This window comes from Arthrobacter sp. SLBN-53 (genome assembly GCF_006715585.1).
GTDB classification, from domain to species: Bacteria; Actinomycetota; Actinomycetes; order Mycobacteriales; family Mycobacteriaceae; genus Mycobacterium; species Mycobacterium neoaurum_A.
This window is the reverse complement of the sequence record NZ_VFNN01000001.1, coordinates 4,823,005-4,842,970: the sequence shown is the minus strand read 5'-3', so window position 1 is coordinate 4,842,970 and position 19,966 is coordinate 4,823,005. Positions and strand designations below refer to the sequence as shown.

The 19,966-nt window shown below is 67.3% G+C and carries 20 protein-coding genes; 10 read left to right on the top strand and 10 right to left on the bottom strand.

The genetic code is table 11. From position 1 onward, the window contains the following. Positions 1–136 precede the first annotated feature (136 nt). The 4 genes from FBY28_RS23230 to FBY28_RS23215 all read right to left on the bottom strand — a co-directional run bounded on the left by FBY28_RS23230 (position 137) and on the right by FBY28_RS23215 (position 4,502). On the bottom strand, positions 137–2,392 hold the full coding sequence (locus FBY28_RS23230; protein ID WP_141869563.1) for a polyribonucleotide nucleotidyltransferase: 2,256 nt from the start codon (positions 2,390–2,392) through the stop codon (positions 137–139). 269 nt (positions 2,393–2,661) lie between these two features. Continuing rightward, positions 2,662–3,114 carry an LppU family putative lipoprotein gene (gene lppU, locus FBY28_RS23225; protein WP_141869562.1) on the bottom strand — a complete coding sequence of 151 codons (453 nt, stop codon included), beginning with the start codon at positions 3,112–3,114 and terminating at the stop codon, positions 2,662–2,664. A gap of 44 nt (positions 3,115–3,158) precedes the next feature. Beyond that, entirely contained in the window at positions 3,159–3,428 is a 270-nt protein-coding gene (gene rpsO, locus FBY28_RS23220; RefSeq protein ID WP_141869561.1) for a 30S ribosomal protein S15, read from the bottom strand. Positions 3,429–3,524: 96 nt separating this feature from the next. Beyond that, a complete protein-coding gene (locus FBY28_RS23215) occupies positions 3,525–4,502 on the bottom strand; it encodes a bifunctional riboflavin kinase/FAD synthetase (RefSeq protein ID WP_141869560.1) in 978 nt (325 codons plus the stop codon). A gap of 81 nt (positions 4,503–4,583) precedes the next feature. Here FBY28_RS23215 and mntR point away from each other — a divergent pair, with 81 nt between their 5' ends. Continuing rightward, entirely contained in the window at positions 4,584–5,282 is a 699-nt protein-coding gene (gene mntR, locus FBY28_RS23210; RefSeq protein ID WP_023985621.1) for a manganese-binding transcriptional regulator MntR, read from the top strand. Here mntR and FBY28_RS23205 read toward each other — a convergent pair. The 4 genes from FBY28_RS23205 to pptH all read right to left on the bottom strand — a co-directional run bounded on the left by FBY28_RS23205 (position 5,279) and on the right by pptH (position 8,599). Then, a complete protein-coding gene (locus FBY28_RS23205; RefSeq protein WP_141869559.1) occupies positions 5,279–5,893 on the bottom strand; it encodes a type II toxin-antitoxin system Rv0910 family toxin in 615 nt (204 codons plus the stop codon). The genes mntR and FBY28_RS23205 overlap by 4 nt on opposite strands. Before the next feature lie 181 nt (positions 5,894–6,074). Further along, a complete protein-coding gene (gene truB, locus FBY28_RS23200; protein WP_141869558.1) occupies positions 6,075–6,971 on the bottom strand; it encodes a tRNA pseudouridine(55) synthase TruB in 897 nt (298 codons plus the stop codon). Next, positions 6,968–7,624: a 4'-phosphopantetheinyl transferase PptT gene (gene pptT, locus FBY28_RS23195; RefSeq protein ID WP_141869557.1), complete on the bottom strand. Its 657-nt coding sequence runs from the start codon at positions 7,622–7,624 to the stop codon at positions 6,968–6,970. Before pptT ends, truB begins: the two co-directional genes overlap by 4 nt. Next, positions 7,625–8,599: an ACP phosphodiesterase PptH gene (gene pptH, locus FBY28_RS23190; RefSeq protein ID WP_141869556.1), complete on the bottom strand. Its 975-nt coding sequence runs from the start codon at positions 8,597–8,599 to the stop codon at positions 7,625–7,627. It abuts the gene before it with no gap. 113 nt (positions 8,600–8,712) lie between these two features. Here pptH and FBY28_RS23185 point away from each other — a divergent pair, with 113 nt between their 5' ends. Further along, positions 8,713–9,306: a DUF3558 domain-containing protein gene (locus tag FBY28_RS23185; RefSeq protein WP_216847910.1), complete on the top strand. Its 594-nt coding sequence runs from the start codon at positions 8,713–8,715 to the stop codon at positions 9,304–9,306. Positions 9,307–9,338: 32 nt separating this feature from the next. Further along, complete coding sequence (locus FBY28_RS23180) at positions 9,339–10,985, top strand: CocE/NonD family hydrolase (protein ID WP_216847909.1); 1,647 nt, start codon at positions 9,339–9,341, stop codon at positions 10,983–10,985. Here FBY28_RS23180 and FBY28_RS23175 read toward each other — a convergent pair. Both FBY28_RS23175 and FBY28_RS23170 read right to left on the bottom strand, forming a co-directional pair. Next, on the bottom strand, positions 10,974–11,522 hold the full coding sequence (locus FBY28_RS23175) for a DUF1802 family protein (RefSeq protein ID WP_141869555.1): 549 nt from the start codon (positions 11,520–11,522) through the stop codon (positions 10,974–10,976). The genes FBY28_RS23180 and FBY28_RS23175 overlap by 12 nt on opposite strands. After that, positions 11,519–11,782, bottom strand: a complete 264-nt coding sequence (locus FBY28_RS23170; RefSeq protein ID WP_141869554.1) for a DUF2277 domain-containing protein — start codon at positions 11,780–11,782, stop codon at positions 11,519–11,521. The genes FBY28_RS23175 and FBY28_RS23170 overlap by 4 nt, the downstream gene beginning before the upstream one ends. A 55-nt stretch (positions 11,783–11,837) precedes the next feature. Here FBY28_RS23170 and FBY28_RS23165 point away from each other — a divergent pair, with 55 nt between their 5' ends. The 7 genes from FBY28_RS23165 (at position 11,838) to FBY28_RS23135 (ending at position 19,949) form a co-directional block, all read left to right on the top strand. Then, on the top strand, positions 11,838–12,593 hold the full coding sequence (locus tag FBY28_RS23165) for an enoyl-CoA hydratase (protein ID WP_019513076.1): 756 nt from the start codon (positions 11,838–11,840) through the stop codon (positions 12,591–12,593). Positions 12,594–12,731: 138 nt separating this feature from the next. Next, positions 12,732–13,730 (top strand): substrate-binding domain-containing protein, encoded by a 999-nt coding sequence (locus FBY28_RS23160; RefSeq protein ID WP_174241717.1) that lies wholly within the window; start codon positions 12,732–12,734, stop codon positions 13,728–13,730. 44 nt (positions 13,731–13,774) lie between these two features. Then, positions 13,775–14,863 carry a galactitol-1-phosphate 5-dehydrogenase gene (locus FBY28_RS23155; protein ID WP_141869553.1) on the top strand — a complete coding sequence of 363 codons (1,089 nt, stop codon included), beginning with the start codon at positions 13,775–13,777 and terminating at the stop codon, positions 14,861–14,863. A 2-nt stretch (positions 14,864–14,865) separates the two neighbouring features. Beyond that, positions 14,866–16,419 (top strand): FGGY-family carbohydrate kinase, encoded by a 1,554-nt coding sequence (locus FBY28_RS23150; RefSeq protein WP_141869552.1) that lies wholly within the window; start codon positions 14,866–14,868, stop codon positions 16,417–16,419. Next, a complete protein-coding gene (locus FBY28_RS23145) occupies positions 16,419–17,405 on the top strand; it encodes a sugar-binding transcriptional regulator (RefSeq protein ID WP_141869551.1) in 987 nt (328 codons plus the stop codon). The genes FBY28_RS23150 and FBY28_RS23145 overlap by 1 nt, the downstream gene beginning before the upstream one ends. Next, positions 17,402–18,958 carry a sugar ABC transporter ATP-binding protein gene (locus tag FBY28_RS23140; protein WP_141869550.1) on the top strand — a complete coding sequence of 519 codons (1,557 nt, stop codon included), beginning with the start codon at positions 17,402–17,404 and terminating at the stop codon, positions 18,956–18,958. The genes FBY28_RS23145 and FBY28_RS23140 overlap by 4 nt, the downstream gene beginning before the upstream one ends. Beyond that, positions 18,951–19,949, top strand: a complete 999-nt coding sequence (locus FBY28_RS23135; protein WP_141869549.1) for an ABC transporter permease — start codon at positions 18,951–18,953, stop codon at positions 19,947–19,949. The genes FBY28_RS23140 and FBY28_RS23135 overlap by 8 nt, the downstream gene beginning before the upstream one ends. Positions 19,950–19,966: the final 17 nt, after the last annotated feature.

The following is a 19,966-nucleotide window of genomic DNA, read 5'->3' as shown; positions in this document are numbered from 1 at the left end:
AGCGGGTCCGCCCAGCGGGGCTCACAGCCGTCAGCATACGGAAAGCGCTTGCTGGTCACATTCTTTCGCCAGAAACGGGACATGCCCCGGTGCTGTGTGAGCACCGGGGCATGTCCGTCGAAATTACGCTGTGCAGCTACGCTTCCGCGCCGGCGGGCTCGGCCACCTCGGCCTCCGGGGCGCTCGCCGAGGTCTCCTCCTCGACCAGCACCAGCGAGATCTTCCCGCGGTTGTCGATATCGGCGATCTCGACACGCATCTTGTCACCGACCTTGGCGACATCCTCGACCTTGGCGATGCGCTTGCCGCGGCCCAGCTTGCTGATGTGCACCAGACCGTCGCGACCCGGCAACAGCGAGACGAACGCTCCGAAGTCGGTGGTCTTGACCACCGTTCCCAGGAACCGCTCACCCACCTTGGGCAGCTGCGGATTGGCGATGGCATTAATCTTGTCGATCGCGGCCTGCGCGGCCTCGCCATTGCTGGCGCCGACGAACACGGTGCCGTCGTCCTCGATGGAGATCGACGCGCCGGTCTCCTCGGTGATCGAGTTGATCATCTTGCCCTTGGGCCCGATGACCTCGCCGATCTTGTCCACCGGGACCTTGATGGTGGTGATGCGCGGCGCGTACGGGCTCATCTCGTCGGGAGCGTCGATGGCCTCGGCCATGACCTCCAGGATGGTGATCCGGGCGTCCTTGGCCTGGTCCAACGCACCGGCCAACACCTTGGACGGGATGCCATCGAGCTTGGTGTCCAACTGCAGGGCGGTCACGAAGTCCTTGGTACCCGCGCACTTGAAGTCCATGTCACCGAAGGCATCCTCGGCGCCGAGGATATCGGTCAGGGTGACGAACTTGCGTTCCCCATCGACCTCGTCGGAAACCAGTCCCATGGCGATACCGGCAACCGGCGCCTTGAGCGGCACGCCGGCGTTCAGCAGCGACAGGGTCGACGCACACACCGAGCCCATCGAGGTGGAACCGTTGGAGCTCAACGCTTCCGACACCTGGCGGATGGCGTACGGGAACTCCTCGACGCTCGGCAGCACCGGCATCAGGGCGCGCTCGGCGAGTGCCCCGTGGCCGATCTCGCGACGCTTGGGCGAGCCGACGCGGCCGGTCTCACCGGTCGAGAACGGCGGGAAGTTGTAGTGGTGCATGTAGCGCTTGGACTTCTCCGGCCCCAGCGAATCGATCTGCTGGGCCATCTTGACCATGTCCAGGGTGGTGACACCCATGATCTGGGTCTCGCCGCGCTCGAACAACGCGCTGCCGTGCGCCCGCGGGATGACCGCGACCTCGGCCGACAGGGCCCGGATATCGGTGACGCCACGACCATCGATGCGGAAGTGATCGGTCAGGATGCGCTGGCGCACAAGCTTCTTGGTCAGCGAACGGTACGCGGCGCCGATCTCCTTCTCGCGGCCCTCGAACTGACCGGCAAGGCGCTCGAGCACCTCACCCTTGATCTCGTCGGTGCGGCCATCGCGCTCGGCCTTACCGGCGATGGTGAGCGCCTGTGAGAGCGCCTCGGTGGCCACCGCGGCGACCTGCTCGTACACATCTGCCTGGTAATCCGGGAACAGCGGGTACTCCACGGTCGCCTTACCGGCAGCAGCGTGCAGTTCCTCCTGTGCGGTGCACAGGGCGGCGATGAACGGCTTTGCGGCCTCCAGGCCCTCGGCCACAACGGCCTCGGTGGGGGCGCCGGCGCCGCCGGCGATCAGGTCGATGACCTTCTCGGTGGCCTCGGCCTCGACCATCATGATGGCGACGTCGTCGCCGGCCTTACGCCCGGCAACCACCATGTCGAAGACTGCGTCCTCGAGCTGCTCGACGGTCGGGAACGCAACCCACTGGCCGGCCTTGTTTTCAGGAGTGGAGATCAGGGCGACGCGCACACCGCCGACCGGGCCGGAGAACGGCAGGCCGGAGATCTGGGTGGACGCCGACGCGGCGTTGATCGCCAGCACGTCGTACAGATCCTTGGGATCCAGGCTCAGCACGGTCACCACGACCTGGATCTCGTTGCGCAGACCGGAGACGAAGGTCGGACGCAGCGGCCGGTCGATCAGACGACAGGTCAGGATCGCGTCGGTGGAGGGACGTCCCTCGCGACGGAAGAACGAGCCGGGGATCCGACCCGCGGCGTACATCCGCTCCTCGACGTCGATGGTCAGCGGGAAGAAGTCGAAATGATCCTTCGGCGACTTGCTGGCGGTGGTGGCGCTCAGCAGCATCGTCTCTTCGTCGAGGTAGGCGACGACGGAGCCGGCGGCCTGCCGGGCCAAACGGCCGGTCTCGAAGCGAATGGTGCGGGTGCCGAAGCTCCCGTTGTCGATGACGGCGGTGGACTCGAACACACCCTCGTCGGTTTCAACTGCAGACATTGCAGCCTTTCTGGGTATTCAACTGTTTTGCGCGTACACGCGTCAGCGGTCCCCTGAAATCGGCTACGGCCGTCGATCGAAGCGGCCGGGGTTCGAAAGAAATACCCCGGCAGCCACTACCGAAGACCGCCCGAACAGGCGGGCACTGCTGTGACGCGCAGGGACGGTGCACGCGGAACTGCGCGAACCGCACCTTGTTGCTCGGGCCTGCTCATGAATACATGTGGCCCAAAACATCTTCATGCTACACCGACGGGTGATGACCGCCTTCAGGCGACGTCATCGACACACACGGTGAACTCTCGTTGGTCATAGGCATAGCCCATGCCGCTGCGACACTGGTCGACGTTGGCCACGCCGTGCAGGATCTCGGTGGCACGCTGCCGGTTCGGCTGCGTGGTGTCGGCGCAGTCCACGCGGACCGGATCGCGGCCGTTGTCGGGATCGACACTCATGCACTGTCCGACAACCCAATCCACATCCATGCAGATGGTGCTGGTGGTGTCGCTGAACGTGCTGTGCGTGGAGTAGTAGGAATCCACATCGGTGGGACAACCGTCACTGGACGCGGCGGTGGCCACCACCTTGAATGTGGAATCCGTGCTGCCACAGATCGCCTTGACGGCGTCCGGGCGATCGGGGGTACCGACAACCTTCAGACAGTCGCCGACCTGTAGAGCCGCCGCGGCCGCCGACGAGCAGCCGGTGAGTCCCCCCGACAGGCACCCGAGGGTGCAGATCGCGGCCAGGGCCGCGGTCCGGAGCGTCAGCGGCGCAGGCCGAGGCGCTCGATCAGCGAGCGGTAGCGCTCGACGTCGACCTGTGCGACGTACTTGAGCAACCGACGCCGACGACCGACCAGCAGCAGCAGCCCCCGCCGCGAGTGGTGATCGTGCTTGTGCTTCTTGAGGTGTTCGGTCAAATCCTGGATCCGCTTGGTCAACATCGCGACCTGGGCCTCCGGCGAACCTGTATCGGTGTCATGCAGCCCGTACTGGCCGAGGATTTCTTTCTTCTGTTCGGTAGTGAGCGCCACGAAAAAACTCCATCAAAAAGGTCCGCGAGGAACATCTGGGGCGCGGCCGCCGCGAACTGCAGCACACGCTGGGTCGGACGAAATACTAACAGGACCTCAGCCTGCAGCGAGAATCGAGCGCGCCCGCTCGGTATCGGCACCCATCTGGAGGACCAGATCATCGACCGAGTCGAACTTCTCCTGGCCGCGGATACGAGCGATGAAGTCGACTGCCACATGCTGGCCGTACAGATCGGCTTCGGCGTCGAGGACGAAGGCCTCCACGGTGCGGGTGCGCCCGGAGAAGGTCGGGTTGGTCCCCACCGACACCGCCGCCTGATAGCGCTCGCCGGGGGTCACCGTGCCGACCACCGGCCCGTGTCCCAGCACCGTGAACCAGGCCGCGTAGACACCGTCGGCGGGGATGGCCGAATGCATGGGTGGTGCGACATTGGCGGTCGGGAAGCCAAGACCACGGCCGCGACCGTCACCACGGACCACGACCCCCTCGACGCGATGCGGACGGCCCAGCGCCTCGGCTGCGGCAACGACGTCGCCGGCGTCCACGCAGGAACGTATATAGGTCGAGGAGAACGTGACCGACTCGTCACGGGCGAATTCCTCGGACACCAGCCTCATCCCCTCGACCGCGAATCCGAAACGCTCGCCGGCCTTGCGCAGCAGGTCCACATTGCCTGCCGCCTTCCGTCCGAAGGTGAAGTTCTCCCCCACCACGACATCGACCACGTGCAGGCTCTCGACGAGGAGCTCGTGGATGTAGCGCTCGGGGGTCAGCTTCATGAAATCCGCGGTGAACGGCATCACCAGGAAGACGTCCACACCGGTCTCTTCCACGAGTTCGGCCCGGCGGGCCAGTGTGGTGAGCTGCGCCGGATGGCTGCCCGGAAACACGACCTCCATGGGGTGCGGGTCGAAGGTCATCAGCACGGTGGGAACCCCACGCGACCGCCCCGACTTGACGGCACGATTGATCAACTCGGCATGGCCACGGTGAACACCGTCGAATACGCCGATCGTCAGGACACATCGGCCCCAGTCCGTGGGAATGTCTTCCCGGCCCCGCCACCGCTGCACAGCCGCAAGCCTACGGCGCGGTGTCACCGCCGTCCGCCTGGGATACCCGCAACAGGCAACGGTTGCCTAAACTCAGTGACCGTGGACTCCAACAGCGACCCGCAGGAACTGACGACGGTTGCCCAGGATTACCTCAAAGTCATCTGGACGGCCCAGGAATGGTCACCGGACAAGGTGAGCACGAAACTGCTGGCCGAACGCATCGGAGTGTCGGCGAGCACGGCGTCGGAGTCCATCCGCAAGCTGGCCGATCAAGGGCTGGTCGACCACGCCAAGTACGGCGCGGTGACGCTGACCGACGCGGGCCGCAAGGCCGCACTGGCGATGGTGCGCCGGCACCGGCTGATGGAGACGTTCCTGGTGCGCGAGCTGGGCTACGGGTGGGACGAGGTGCACGACGAGGCCGAGATCCTGGAGCACGCGGTATCGGACCGCATGCTCGACCGCATCGACGCAAAACTGGGTTTTCCCACCCGCGACCCGCACGGCGATCCGATACCGGCACCGGACGGCCGGGTCCCGACACCACCGGCCAGGCAGCTGTCGGTATGCGTGGACGGCGAAGACGGCACCGTGGCCCGGATCTCGGATGCCGATCCGGAGATGCTGCGCTATTTCGACAGTGTGGGTATCACGCTGGATTCCCGACTGCAGGTGGTGGCGCGCAGAGACTTCGCCGGGATGATCTCCGTCGCGGTGCAGGCGCCGTCGAACGACACCGGGACGCCCGTCACCGTCGATCTGGGAAGCCCTGCAGCAGAAGCGATCTGGGTGGTCTAGCGCACCGCCCGCAGCGGCGCGGCGGCGCTGCTCTCGACCGGCACGACATCGTCGGCCGAATGCACCAGGCGCAATGCGCGGGGTTTCGGGGCCGCCTGCGCACAGGCACACGCCAGCAGCTTCTGCACGCTCATCTCCAGCTGTTCGGCCCCGTCGCGCTCGATGGCCGAGATCAGCGGGGCCGTCAGCAGTTCACCGGTGACCTCGCTGGTGACGGTCAGTTGTGAGCCGCCCTCGGCGGAGTTGACCAGCAGGGTGAACCGGGCGCGCAGGCCGGCCTCACCGGTACCGATGAGCACCAGGGTGCCCGGCGCGATCGCGGATTCGACCGTCCACTCCACGGTCCCGGACACGCCGAGCATCAGCGTCTCGGCGGTCATCCGGGCGCCGGGGACGAAGCCGGTCCGCGGCTGGCCGATCCAGCGCTGGTGAACGGTCAGCCAGTCCGACCAGGTGCGCGGGTCCGACACCACCGACCACAGCGCCGTCGGACCGATCGGCAGATCGACGGTGTGGGTCACATGGCCGACGCGGGCTCCCCGCTCACCGTGGGCCCACGCGGGCTGATAGGTGAACAGTGGATGGTCGCAAACCGGTGCGTGCTCGCTCATACCTTCTTCAACGCCCGGCCGGCGCAGAAAGTTCACAGGAAACCTGGGATTTGGCTAATAAAAACGGCCCCTGGTTAGGGAAAACCTGATAAACGGCCCACTCGTTTCACACACCGCTGCCCGGGGTAATCAGTGCCACTCGCCCGCGGGCAGCGCCGATGCCCGGGAGGTGCCGACCGGCTCAGGACAAGGTGGCCGGGCGCAGCACCACCACGGGGGTCGTGCGTGAGGGGCCGTCCTGCAGCAACGCGATCACCCTGCCGTCGGGTGCGACGGCCGCATAGATCCCGTCGATGCCCGCCACGTCCAGCGGGCGACCGTGACCGGTGTCCACCGCTTCCTTCTCGGTGAGATCGCGCCGGGCGAACCCTTGCAGGCAGGCCTGGTCGAGGCTGTAGGACAGCCGGGCCTGTTCGGCGAGGTCGTCGAGGGTCCGCGCCTGCCGCAGGTCATACCGCCCGACCGCGGTGCGTCGTAACGCGGTGAGATGCCCACCCACCTGCAGACCGGCACCCACATCGCGCGCCAGCGCCCGGATGTAGGTGCCCGAGGAACAATCGACCTCGACGTCGACGTCGGTGAACCCGCCGCCCCTGCGCACGGCGGTCACCTCGAATCGGGAGATGCGCACGGGCCGGGCCGGCAGCTCGACCGCGCGCCCCTCACGAGCGAGTTTGTAGGACCGTTCGCCGGCGACCTTGATCGCGCTGACCGCCGACGGCACCTGCTCGATATCACCCCGCAGTCGCGCGAGCGCGTCCTCGATCTGCGCATCGGTGACATGCTCGGCGGGCACCGTCTGCAACACCTCGCCCTCGGCGTCCTCGGTGGAGGTCGTCTGCCCGAGGCGGATGGTGGCTGCGTAGGACTTATCCGTGCCGGTGATCAGCCCGAGCAGTTTGGTGGCGCGCTCGATACCGATGACCAGCACCCCGGTGGCCATCGGATCCAATGTGCCGGCGTGGCCCACCTTGCGGGTGCCGAACAACCGCCGGCAGCGGCCGACGACGTCATGACTGGTCATTCCGGCCGGCTTGTCGACGATCACCAGCCCCGGAGCAGGAACGGGCTTGCTCACAGCGTGATCGCCGTCAGCGCGATCCCACCGGCCACCGACCACCGACCGTCCAGCGCGCTCAGCGGCGGGCCGTGCTCGGCGGCGGGGTCGATCAGGATGGTCGACCGGAATGTGCCGGCCGTGCCGGTGCCGGCGACGGTGAAGGTGATGTGGGCATCCTCGAATCCCAGCCAGCGATGCGTCAGTGGATACCACGCCTTGTAGGTGGCCTCTTTGGCGCAGAACAGAATTCGATCCCAGTGCAACTCTGCGGGAAGCGCCGAGATCTGGTGCCGCTCGACCGGCAGACTGATGGCGTCGAGCACGCCCGTGGGCAGCACGCCATGCGGCTCGGCATCGATGCCGATTGACCGCACCTGCCCCTGCCTGCCCACCACGGCGCCGCGGAAGCCATCGCAGTGGGTGAGGCTGCCGACCACCCCGTCGGGCCAGCACGGTTCACCCTTGTCACCCTTGAGGATCGGCACCGGCGGCACGCCGATCTCACCGAGCGCGATCCGCGCGCAGTGGCGCACGGTGACGAATTCGTTGCGCCGCTTGGCAACCGACCGCGCCACCAAGGGCGCCTCTTCGGGCAGCGGTGTCAGATCCGGCGGATCGTGGTACATCTCGGCGGTCGAGACCAGCTCGGGGACGACGGCGGGCAGCAGCATCTACCTGCTCCTGCGCGAGGCGATCCGGTCCTGCATTTTCTGTGCGTTCTCCCGCATCTCGTCGGTGATCTCGAAATGGCCGCCGAAGTCGTTGAGGTAGCCGGGCGGATACTTGGGGTCCGGCAGGATCTGACGCAGCCAGCGATATGGCTTGCGGCGGCGCCATTCTCGCGGGTATCCGACCGACACCTCTTCGAATCGCACGTCGTCATACCAGGTGGTGCGCGGGATGTGCAGATGGCCGTACACCGAACAGATGGCGTTGTACCGGGTGTGCCAATCCCGGGTTGCGGTGGTCCCGCACCACAGCGCGAACTCGGGGTAGAACAGCGCATCGCACGGCTCGCGAACCATCGGGAAGTGGTTCACCAGCACGGTCGGCGTCATCCAGTCGAGCTCCTCCAACCGCTTGCGGGTGTAGGCCACCCGGTCGCGGCACCACGCATCACGCGTGGCGTAGGGCTCGGCCGAGAGCAGGTATTCGTCGGTGCCGACGATGTTGCGCTCCTTGGCCAGCGCCAGCCCCTCGGACTTGGTGCCGGTGCCCTCGGGCAGGAACGAATAGTCGTAGAGCAGGAACATCGGCACGATCGTGGCCGGACCGCCCTGCTCATTCCACACCGGGAACGGATGCTCGGGCGTGACGATCCCCATCTGGTCGCACATGTCGACGAGATAGTCGTAGCGGGCGCGACCGAAGATCTGCATGGGGTCGCGGGTGGTGGTCCACAGCTCGTGGTTACCCGGCACCCAGATGACCTTGGCGAATCGCTTACGGAGCAGGTCCAGCGCCCAGCGAATCTCGTCGGTGCGCTCGCCGACGTCGCCGGCGACGATCAGCCAGTCATCGGGACTGGACGGATACAGCGACTCGGTCACCGGCTTGTTGCCGGTGTGCCCGGTATGCAGGTCACTGATCGCCCACAGTACCGGTCGTCGTTGTTCCCGGGACGGCTTCGAAACAGGCGAGGACACAGCGGTCCAGCGTACTTGCCGGACAGGGACGCCCCCGAGATGCCCGAACCCGGGCAACTAGAACCTGTTCTCGTTTAGACTCCCGGCAGGGTTCGTGCGGACCCTCGGGTCGGATGACGATGTATGGGGGTTCGATGGGTGCCAAGCTGCGCCTGCTGTCGGCGTTGAGTGCGCTCGTCGCGGCGGTGATCGTCGTGTGGCAGACCAACCCGGCCGGCACACCGGTCACGGTGAGCGTCGACGACCTGCCGATGACAAACGTGTCGACCACGATCAAATGGCCGGTCATCGAGACGACCGACCCGCGGCCGTTCGACCCGTGCGAGGACATCCCGATCGACGTGGTGCAGCGCATCGGCCTGGCCCTCACCCCGCCGACGCCCGAGGACGGGCTGCGCTGCAAATACGACGCCGGCAACTATCAGATGGCCATCGAGGCATTCGTGTGGCGCACCTACGAGGCGACGCTGCCCCCCGACGCGGTCGAACTCGACATCGCCGGGCATCGGGCCGCCCAGTTCTGGATCATGAAGCCGACGGACTGGAACGATCGCTGGTGGGTGACCTGCATGATCGCCTTCAAAACCAGCTACGGCGTGCTGCAGCAGTCGGTGTTCTACTCCCCCATCCATTCCCCGGATCGGCCGGATTGTCTGCAGGTCAATTTGCAGCGCGCCAACGAACTGGTGCCCTACTACAAGTTCTGAGGCCACTTCTGAGCCCACGTAGTGTTCGTTAGGTGAGCTCACGACTGTCCCGTCATGCCCGGCAGGCCTTGAGCCGGATATTGGATGTCCCCCCGCCCAGCACCGACTTCGTCGTACACAAGCGCCTCCGGGTGCCGATGCGCGACGGCGTGGAACTCCTGGCCGACCACTACGAACCACTGACCGCGGCTCCGGCGGGCACCCTGCTCGTCCGGGCACCGTACGGCAGGCGTTTCCCGTTCACCTTGTCGTTCGGCAGCGTCTACGCCAGCCGCGGGTATCACGTCGTCTTCCAGAGCGTGCGGGGCACGTTCGGTTCCGGCGGCGAGTTCACGCCGATGGTCAACGAGGTCGCCGACGGTGCCGACACGGTGGCCTGGCTGCGGGAGCAGCCCTGGTTCACCGGCACCTTCGCCACCGTCGGGCTGTCCTACCTGGGCTTCACCCAGTGGGCGCTGCTGGTCGAGCCGCCCGCCGAGCTGGCCGCGGCGATCATCACCGTCGGTCCGCACGATTTCGCCGAATCGTCCTGGGGCACCGGCGCGTTCTCGCTCAACGACTTCCTCGGCTGGAGCGATATGGTCTCCCGCCAGGAGGAACCAGGCCTGGCGCGGGCGCTGGCGCGCCAGGTGACCGCGGGGCGGCGGGTCATGGCGGCGGCACGGGATCTGCCGCTGGGCAGCGGCGGGCGCGCACTGCTCGGTGAGGGTGCGCCGTGGTACGAATCCTGGTTACGGCCACCGCAAGACGATCCCGAGCATTGGCAACGCCTGGCCGCCGGCGCCGCCCTGGACCGCACGGACGTGCCGGTGCTGTTGCTCAGCGGCTGGCAGGACCTGTTCCTCGACCAGACGCTGGCCCAGTACCGGCGGCTGCGCGACCGAGGCGTCGAGACGGCCCTGACCGTCGGATCGTGGACCCACACCCAGGTGATGACCCGCGGCGGCGCCACCGTCCTCCGCGAGACGCTGGACTGGCTGAGCACGCACCTGGGCGGCGCGCCGTCGACGCGGCGCCATCCGGTGCGCATCCACATACATCAGGCCGCCGGCGACGGGTGGGTCGAGCTGGACGATTGGCCGCCGGTCACAGCGCACCACACGCTGTACCCGCGCGCCGACGGCGCCCTGGCCGGCACCCCGGCAGGCGGGCACCTGATGTTCACCTATCAGCCTGCCGACCCGACCCCCACCGTCGGCGGCCGGTTGCTGTCCCCCGACGGCGGTTATCGAGACGACTCCGCGCTGGCAGATCGGGCCGATGTGCTCGCGTTCACCGGCGAGCCGCTGCCCGCGGACCTCTATGTCGTCGGTAGTCCCGTCGTCGAACTCACCCATCGCGCCGACAATCCACACCACGATGTGTTCGTGCGGATCAGCGAGGTCGATGCCAAGGGCCGGTCCCGCAATGTCAGTGACGGATACCGAAGGTATGCAAGCAATCCCGACTGCGAGCAGATCCGCATCGAAACCGACGCCGTCGCACACCGGTTCGCCGCGGGGTCTCGGATCCGGCTGCTGGTGGCCGGCGGGTCGCATCCGCGCTACGCCCGCAATCTGGGCACCGGTGATCCGGCGGTGTCGGGTACGGCGATGCGGCCGGCCACACACACCGTGGTCTTCGGCGAGGAGACCCGGGTGGTCCTGCCCGCCGACAGCCAGCCGCCGTCAGCCCACTGAGTCGCGCACGCGGGCGCCGATGGCTGCCAGTGTGCGGAGATCGTGAACCGGTGCGGTGTAACGGCTTTCGGAGACCGGCAGGGTCACCCAACTGGCGCATCCCCGGTACTGCGGGGTGCGCTCCAGGCGCACGGGGTCCACGAGCGCACGGGCCTGGACCACCAATACCGTCAGTCGGTGCCGCGGACGGAAGTCCAGCCGGTCGGCACGCACGGACTGCGCGGTCCAGATGTGCAGATCGGAGATTTCCTCGATCCGGTCAGGACGGTTGACCTCGACCGCGGCCACCACTTTCGCCCCGGCCCGCAGCAGCACCGCATCATCGGTGCTGTCCGCCGAGCCCGACAGCGTGTCGCGGTGTTCGGGACGCACCCGCTCGGCGTGCGAGTGCGCGACCGTGGGGAACAACAAGAATTCCTCGGAGCTGACCTCGAACCGCTTTTCGTGGATGCCGCCCTTGCGCAGCAGCACGGTCTGCCGCCCGTCGAGCAGGGCGTGCACCGCCGCGCCCCATTCCTTGAGCGCCGGTGTACTCACAGACCGAGCCGGGCCCGCACCTCGGGGCGGCGCAGCGGCGGCACGGTTTTCGGCGGCTGCCGTCGCGCCGGCAACTGCGCCAGCAGCCGTTCGGTGGCGGCGGTGACCTCGGCGACGGCCGCCTCGAACGCGTCGACATTGCCCGCAGTGGGGCGGGCGACCCCGCTGATCTTGCGGATGTACTGACGCGCGGCGGCCTCGATCTCCTCGGGTGTCGCCGCCGGCTCCAGCCCGCGCAACTCGGTGATGTTTCGGCACATGAGTCCACGATAGGCCCGCCCGCGCGGCCGTGACAGAGGTCGATACGGTGGGCGAATGACCGACTCGCCCGTCTTGCTGATCGACACCACCGACCGGGTCCGCACCCTGACCTTCAACCGCCCACAGGCGCGCAATGCACTCTCGGCGCGGTTGCGCGGGGAGTTCATCGCCGCCCTGCGGGACGCCGAGGCCGATGACGACGTGGACGTGGTGATTCTGACCGGTGCCGACCCGGTGTTCTGCGCGGGTCTGGACCTCAAGGAACTCGGCGACACCACCGAACTGCCGGATATCTCCCCGAAGTGGCCGCCGATGCGCAAGCCCGTGATCGGCGCGATCAACGGCGCGGCAGTCACCGGCGGCCTGGAGATGGCGCTGTACTGCGATGTGCTGATCGCCTCGGAGCGGGCCAAATTCGCCGACACCCACGCCCGCGTCGGCCTGTTGCCGACCTGGGGACTTTCGGTGCGGCTGCCGCAGAAGGTCGGCGTCGGCATGGCCCGGCGGATGAGCCTGACCGGTGACTATCTCTCGGCGCAGGATGCGCTGCGCGCCGGGCTGGTCACCGAGGTGGTGCCGCACGACGAGTTGCTGCCCACCGCCCGGCGGATCGCGGCGACGATCGTCGGCAACAACCAGAAGGCCGTACGCGCGCTGCTGGAGTCATACCACCGCATCGATGCCGAACAGACCCAGGCCGGGCTGTGGATCGAGGCCGAGGCGGCGCGGGCGTGGATGGCCACCGCCACCGGCGATGACATCGCCGCCAGTCGCAGTTCGGTCATCGAGCGCGGACGCACCCAGGTGTAGCCGCACACCGGCGACCTGCACCACCTCGCTTTGCTCATATGAGCAAAGATATGCGCATACGTTGACGTAACCTCACGGTAATTCCTACGGTGATGGACGTCACGCGCTTCGACGCCGAAGCGCACGTAAGGAGTTGCAATGAGGTTCGCAAATGTCGTCACCGGATTCGCGATCTCGGCCGCAGTGGCGATCGGCACCACCGCGTGCTCGATGCCCGGCCAGAACGGGTCCGCCACCAACGCCGCCACCACCGACGGCGCCGTCGTCATCGGCTTCAGTCAAGCCACCCAACAGAGCCCGTTCTATGTGGCGCTCTCCGACGCCGCCCGCCAAACCGCCGAGGGCGACGGCAACCAGTTCTACTTCGCCGACGCCAACGGTGATGTGACCAAGCAGAACAACGATGTGCAGGACCTCATCACCCGTGGCATCAACGTGCTGGTGATCAACCCGGTCGACCCCAAGGGCATCGCGCCGTCGCTGGCGGCGGCCGACGCGGCGGGCATCAAGGTCGTCACCGTCGACCGACCCGTGGAATCCGGTGCGGCGGCCTTCGTCGGCCGCGACAACAAGGCCATGGGCGAGATCGTCGGCGAGGCCGCGGTGGCCGCGCTCGGGCCCGCCGGCGGCAAGATCATCGAAATCCAGGGCGATGCCGGCGGCGCGGTCGCTCGCGATCGGCACGAAGGATTCGCCGCCGCCGTGGCCGCGCAGCCCAACATCACCGTGGTACCCGGCCCGTACAGCGACTACATCCGCGCCAATGCCGTCACCGCCATGCAGGACCTACTGCAGGCCCACCCCGACCTCAAGGCCGTCTACGCGCAGAACGACGATATGGCCCTCGGTGCACTCCAGGTGCTCGCCGAGAACAACCGTGCCGACGTCAAGGTGTTCGGTGTCGACGGTCTGATGGAGGCCGTCCGGGCCATCGCCGATGGCAACGAGTACGTCGCCACCGCGCTCAACGACCCCAATGCAGAGGGCACCCTGGCCGTGCAGACCGCCGTGAAGGTGGCCCGCGGTGAGAAGGTTGACGAGTTCATCGATGCCGGAACAGGTTTGGTCGATAAGTCCAACGCCGCATCACTGATCGGTGACACCACCTTCGCCAAGGCCCCGCAGCCGCCGGCCTGACACCGCCACGCTTTCGAATCGCGAAACATCAAGAGAGAGAAGTCATGACAACCGAAGCACCGGCGCGCGACCTGACGCCCGAGCAGAACATCCCGCAGACGATGACGGCCGCCGTCATGCACGCCCCTGGTGATATCAGGGTCGAGGAGGTCGCGACGCCCCGGCCCGGACCCGGCCAGGTGCTGCTGAAGATCGCTGCGTGCGGTGTCTGTGGTTCCGACATCCCCCGGATGTTGCGCAACGGGGGCTACATCATGCCGATCATCTGCGGCCACGAATTCTCCGGCTGGGTGGTCGAACTCGGTGAGGGTGTCACCGGATTCGAGCTGGGCGAACTGGTGTCGGTGCCGCCGCTGATCCCTTGCCGCACCTGCGATTTCTGCCTCAAGGGCGCGTTCGGACTGTGCGAGAACTACGACTACTTCGGCAGTCGCTGCGACGGTGCGTACGCGCAGTACGCGGTATCGCCGGTGGGCAACCTGCTCAAGCTGCCCGCCGGTATCGATCCGCGGGCCGCGGCCATGCTGGACCCGGCGGCCATCGCGCTACACGGCCTGTGGAAGACCGGGCTGCGGGCCGGGCACCGGGTGCTCGTGATCGGTGCCGGTCCCATCGGCCTGTTCGGTGTCCAGTGGGCACGACTGCACGGCGCCACCGAGGTTGTCGCCGTCGACCTCAGCGAGGAGAAGGCCGCGATGGCCCGGCAAGCAGGTGCCGACCACGCCGTCCAGGGTGTCGAGGAGGCCAGGGCGCTCGGCGGGCGCGGGTTCGACATCGTCCTGGAATCGGCGGGCGTGCCGGCGACCGCCGACATGGCGGCCAATCTGACCGGTCCACACGGGCACGCCGTGTTCATCGGCATCCCGCATGCACCGGTACCGCTGGGCAAGGAGACGTTCAACCAGTTCATGCGACTGGAGGCCACCCTGCACGGGTCGTGGAACTCGTTCTCCGCGCCGTTCCCCGGCGACGAATGGCGCACATCGGCGAAGATGATGTCGACCGGCCAACTCGAGTGGGAGTTCATGATCACTCACGAGCTGCCGCTGTCGGCACTTCCCCAGACGATGCATCAACTCGGTGAGCGCTCGATCTTCTCCTCGAAGGTTCTGTTCCTGCCCAACGAGGATTGATCATGGGGATTCTGTTGTCGATCGACCTGGGCACCGAGGGCGCCCGGGTGGGCGCATTCACCGAGGACGGTCGGGCGCTGGGCACCGCGCACCGACCGTATGGCACCCGGTTTCCGCGACCGGGCTGGGCTGAACAGGACCCCCGCGAATGGTGGTCGGCGCTCAGCACTGCCAGCCGAGAGTTGTTGGGCAGCGCCGCCTGTCGCGATGCGGGCGCGGTGGTCGCCATCGCCGCATCCACGACGGCCTCGACCGTCGCGGTACTCGACGACGCCGGAGAGCCATTACGGCCCGCCATCTTGTGGATGGATTGCCGCAGCGGCGCCGAGTCCGCGTTCACCGCCGAACTCGTCGACGAGCACCCCATCCTGAAATGGTCCGGGGGCTCGGATGCCGCGGAATGGCTGGTGCCCAAGGCCATGTGGCTGCACAGCCACGAACCGGATATCTACCGTTCGGCGGCGCGCATCGTCGAGGCCGTCGACTACGTCATCTTCCGGCTCACCGGCGAATGGGTGGGTTCGCAGATGAACGCGGTGTGCAAGTACAACTACGACACCCTCGCCGGGCGCTTTCCCGACGAGTTGTATGCCGCCCTCGGCGTGCCGGACCTGACCGCCAAACTTCCCGACCGCATCGTCGCCGTCGGCGGTGCCGCCGGATCGCTGCATCCGGCGGCCGCCGCCGATCTCGGGATCACCGGCAGTCCGGTGGTCGCGGTCGGCGGAATCGACGCTCACGTCTCACTACTGGCATGCGGCGCCGAACTGGGCGGACTGGTATCGCTGGTCTCGGGCACCTCCTCGGCGATCATCGCCGAGGTCGACGACCCGACCGACACCCGTGAGATCTGGGGCCCTTACCCGAGGGCGCTGCACCAGGACAAATGGCTCGTCGAGGGCGGACAGGTCGCCAGCGGTTCAGTGCTCAAATGGGCCGGCGAATCCATCATGGGAGTTGCCCGCCAAGATCTTCCGGCGTTGATCGACGAAGCGACCGCGGTCGATCCGGCCGCTCACGGGCTGCACGCACTGGACTACTTCATGGGTAACCGCACGCCCTACCGCGAGCCCCGGTTACGCGGGACTGTGGTGGGCCTGTCGCTGGGAACCACCAAGGCCGAGCTCTACCGGGCGATGGTCGAAGCCGTCGCCTGCGGTACTCGCAGCGTCATCGACTCCTTCGAGCGGGCCGGGGTGTCATGCGATCGGCTGGTGTTCTCCGGGGGCATTGAACGCAACCCGTTGTGGCAGCAGGTGACCGTCGATGTATTGGGCCGTCCCGCCGAACTGGTCATCGGTGAGAATCTCACCCTGCGCGCCTGCGCGGTGATCGCCGCGACCGCCGCGGGGGTGACCGGTTCGCTCGACGAGGGCTCGGCGCTGTTCGCCCCGACGGTGCGGGTACTCGAGCCCGAACCTGCACGGATCGCGGTGTATGAGAACACCTTCGCCGAGTACCAGCGGCTCACCGAAATCATGGCGCCGTTCATGCGCGACAGCGCCGATGCGCTGACCGAGCGCACCATCGCCACGACGGATCGGGTGGTGTGCTGATGGCGCGCCCGACCGAGCCCAAAGCCAGTGGACCCAGCCACACCCAGTTGATGCTGCACGTCGCGCAGAGCTATTACGAGCAGGGCCGAACGCAGGAGGACATCGGCCGGGAGTTGCACCTCACCCGATGGAAGGTGGGCCGACTGCTCGACGAGGCTCGTGAGGTGGGCATCGTGCAGATCAAGATCGTGCATCCGCAGGCCCGGCGCACCCACCTCGAGGTGCGCATGCGCAGCGAGTTCGGGCTGCGCGAGTGCATCGTGGTGCCCGGCCCGGAACGCCCGGGCTCGGATGACCACATCGCCGCGGCCGCAGCGGATTACCTGAAAGCGAACGCGCAGTCGATCGCTACCCTCGCTGTCTCCTGGGGGAAGACCCTGCAGCATGTGGCGGCGGTGCTGCCGGCCGGCTGGACCAGCAATATCGAGGTCATCCAGGCCAACGGCGGAGTCAGCCGTTCGGTACGGCCCACCACGGCGGCGAACATCGCCACCAGCATCGCGCACAGCGGCAACGGACGGGCCACCCTGTTGCCGGTGCCCGCCATCGTCGAGCGAATCGAAACCCGGGATGCGTTGTATGCCGAGGGTTTCGTCGTCGACGTGCTCAACGGTGCCCGGCAGGCCGATGCGCTGCTGTTCTCCCTCGGTGCGTCCGGGCCGACCTCGGTGTTGGTCGAATCCGGCGCGGTGACCCCTGCCGAACTGCGCGAACTCGACGCGGCCGGGGCGTGTGGTGACGTACTGGCCCACTTCCTGACCGCGGACGGGCGGATAGCCCATCCGGGTATCGACAGCAGGACCGTCGGGCTGGGACTCGACGATGTCCGCAACGCCAACTGTGCGATCGCCGTCGCGGCGGGGCCCGCGAAGGTCCCGATGGTCGGGGCGGCCTTGCGCAGCGGGCTGTGTTCGGTGCTGATCACCGACGAACCAACCGCGACCACAGTTCTTGACCACACCGCCAAAGCTGGAGGGATGGCATGACCTCTCTGGATTCCACCCCGCCGTCGTCCACAGCAGCTACCCCCCATCCCCCGGCAGACCGCCGCACCGCGCTCAGCATGGTCGGCATCGTCAAATCGTTCCCGGGGACCAGGGCCTGCGATGGTGCCAGCCTCGAGGTCGCCGAGGGCGAGGTGCACTGCTTGCTCGGCGAGAACGGCGCGGGCAAGTCCACGATGATGAAGATCCTCTCGGGCTCGTACACACCGGATGCGGGAACGATCGTCCTTGGCGGGGAGACGGTGACGTTCGGCTCCCCCATCGACGGGGTGCGCGCCGGTATCAACACCATCTACCAGGAACTCGATCTGGTGCCGGATATGACGGTGTCGCAGAACCTGTTTCTCGGGCACGAGCCGCGGCGCGGCCCGTTCGTCCACCGCGGGGAGCGCGACCGCCGGGCGGCGGCGGCAATCGCCCGGGTCGGCGGCAGGTTCGCGCCGACCGCCGTCGTCGGCGAACTGTCGGTGTCGGATCAACAGCTCACCGCGATCGCGAAGGCGCTCACCACCGACGCCCGCATCGTCATCATGGACGAGCCCAGCGCGACCCTGACCGATCATGACCTCGCGGCCGTGTTCACAGTGATCCGCGAACTCACCGCCGAGGGCAAATCGGTCATCTACATCTCCCACCGGCTCGACGAGATCAAGGCCATCGGCGACCGCGCTACCGTGATGCGCGACGGCACCACCGTCGGCGTCTTCGATATCGCCTCGGTGACCAAGGAGGAGTTGGTGGAGGCCATGATCGGCCGAACCGTACAGGCGCGTCCGCCACGGCAACCTCGCGCCCTTTCCGGCGCCCCCCTGCTGAACCTGCGCAGGGCCACCATCGACGGTGTCATCGACATCCGCGATGTCACCGTCGGCCGTGGCGAGATCATCGGCCTCGCGGGCCTCGGCGGCGCCGGTCGATCCACCCTGCTGGCCACCATCTTCGGTGACCGCAAGGCCGCCCTGGACATGACGTTCAAGGACGGGCACATCACCTCCCTGACACCGCGTTCGGCGGTCGGCCGCGGTATCGGACTTGTTCCCGAGGACCGCAAACGGCAGGGCCTGTTCCTGGAACAGTCGATCCTGCGCAACGCCGCGATCGCCGCGTTGCCACCGCGGCGGATCAACCCGCTGGCCAAGGCCCGCGAAGTGTGCGGCCCGCCGTTGGAGCGCCTCGGTGTGAAGTTCGCCAGCGTCGAGCAGCCCGTCGGGCAACTGTCCGGCGGCAATCAGCAGAAAGTTGTGCTGGCCAAGTGGATTGCCCGCGGCATCGACCTGCTGCTGCTCGACGAGCCGACCCGCGGTTTGGATATCGGCGCCAAGGCCGACCTGTTCGAACAGGTCCAGGCACTGGCCGAGACGGGCGTCGGTGTCGTGATGGCATCGAGCGAACTCAGCGAGCTCACCGAGAACTGCCACCGCATCTGGGTCCTGCACGAGGGACGCAACATCGCGCAGTTCGAGCCCGCCACCACCCCCACAGCGGATATCGCCCGCTGCATCGTCACCGGAAGAACGAAGACTGACAATGACTGACCTGATCGATCGGCCCGCCGACTCGGCCGCCGGCGCAACGAAATCGAGCCGCCGCGCCGTCTTCATGCGGTTCAACCTGCTGTTCATCTTCATCGCGTTGTTCGTGGTGGCCTCGGTGTCCGCACCACAGTTCCTCACCACCGGAAACATGGCCAACCTGCTGCAGCAATCCAGCCTGACCGGCATCGTCGCGATCGGGATGACGGTGGTGATCCTCACCTCGGGTATCGACCTGTCGGTCGGCAGCGTCGCCGCACTGTCGGGAATGCTGGTCGCCATCTTCATCGGCCTCGGTCTGGCCTGGCCGCTGGCGATGGCGCTCGCAATCGCCTCCGGACTGGTGCTCGGCGGCGTGATGGGCGGCCTGAGTGCCTATCTGGTGCTGCCGGCCTTCATGGTCACCCTCGCCGGTATGCAGAGCATCCGCGGCCTGACCTATCTGACCACCAACGGCACCCCGACCACCGCGGAGATCCCGATGGGTCTGCGTTTCCTCGGCGCCGGGTCGATCGCCGGCATCCCGGTCGTCGGCATCATCTTCGTGGCGACCACGATCATCGTGGGACTCGTGCTGCGGCGCACCACCTTCGGCGAACACATCTATGCCGTGGGCAGCAACGCCCAAGCCGCCCGGCTGTCGGGTCTGCCCGTGCAACGGATCACCACCATGGCCTATGTGATCAGCGGTGGGCTGGCCGCCCTGACCGGAGTCCTGCTCACCGCCCGGCTGACCATCGGCCAGCCGACGGCCAACGCCGGTCTGGAACTCGACGCGATCGCCGCGGTCGTGCTCGGCGGCACCAGCCTGTTCGGCGGCAAGGGCGGGGTGCTGGGCACCTTCATCGCCGTACTGTTGCTGTCGGTGCTGCGCAACCTGTTCAACCTGCTGGGACTGAGCTCGTTTTTCCAGATGCTGGTCACCGGCCTGATCCTGATCGCGGCGCTGATCATGAACTACCTGTTGGACCGCCAGTCCAAGAGCGCCGCCTGATTTCTCCCACCCCGTCA

What these genes read in the sequence shown, in the direction of transcription:
- FBY28_RS23230 (WP_141869563.1), bottom strand. Translation starts at nt 2,392, where the DNA reads ATGTCTGCAGTTGAAACCGACGAGGGTGTGTTCGAGTCCACCGCCGTC.
- FBY28_RS23205 (WP_141869559.1), bottom strand. Translation starts at nt 5,893, where the DNA reads ATGAGCGAGCACGCACCGGTTTGCGACCATCCACTGTTCACCTATCAG.
- pptT (WP_141869557.1), bottom strand. Translation starts at nt 7,624, where the DNA reads ATGCTGCTGCCCGCCGTCGTCCCCGAGCTGGTCTCGACCGCCGAGATG.
- FBY28_RS23185 (WP_216847910.1), top strand. Translation starts at nt 8,713, where the DNA reads ATGACGATGTATGGGGGTTCGATGGGTGCCAAGCTGCGCCTGCTGTCG.
- FBY28_RS23170 (WP_141869554.1), bottom strand. Translation starts at nt 11,782, where the DNA reads ATGTGCCGAAACATCACCGAGTTGCGCGGGCTGGAGCCGGCGGCGACA.
- FBY28_RS23165 (WP_019513076.1), top strand. Translation starts at nt 11,838, where the DNA reads ATGACCGACTCGCCCGTCTTGCTGATCGACACCACCGACCGGGTCCGC.
- FBY28_RS23160 (WP_174241717.1), top strand. Translation starts at nt 12,732, where the DNA reads ATGAGGTTCGCAAATGTCGTCACCGGATTCGCGATCTCGGCCGCAGTG.
- FBY28_RS23155 (WP_141869553.1), top strand. Translation starts at nt 13,775, where the DNA reads ATGACAACCGAAGCACCGGCGCGCGACCTGACGCCCGAGCAGAACATC.
- FBY28_RS23150 (WP_141869552.1), top strand. Translation starts at nt 14,866, where the DNA reads ATGGGGATTCTGTTGTCGATCGACCTGGGCACCGAGGGCGCCCGGGTG.
- FBY28_RS23145 (WP_141869551.1), top strand. Translation starts at nt 16,419, where the DNA reads ATGGCGCGCCCGACCGAGCCCAAAGCCAGTGGACCCAGCCACACCCAG.
- FBY28_RS23140 (WP_141869550.1), top strand. Translation starts at nt 17,402, where the DNA reads ATGACCTCTCTGGATTCCACCCCGCCGTCGTCCACAGCAGCTACCCCC.
- FBY28_RS23135 (WP_141869549.1), top strand. Translation starts at nt 18,951, where the DNA reads ATGACTGACCTGATCGATCGGCCCGCCGACTCGGCCGCCGGCGCAACG.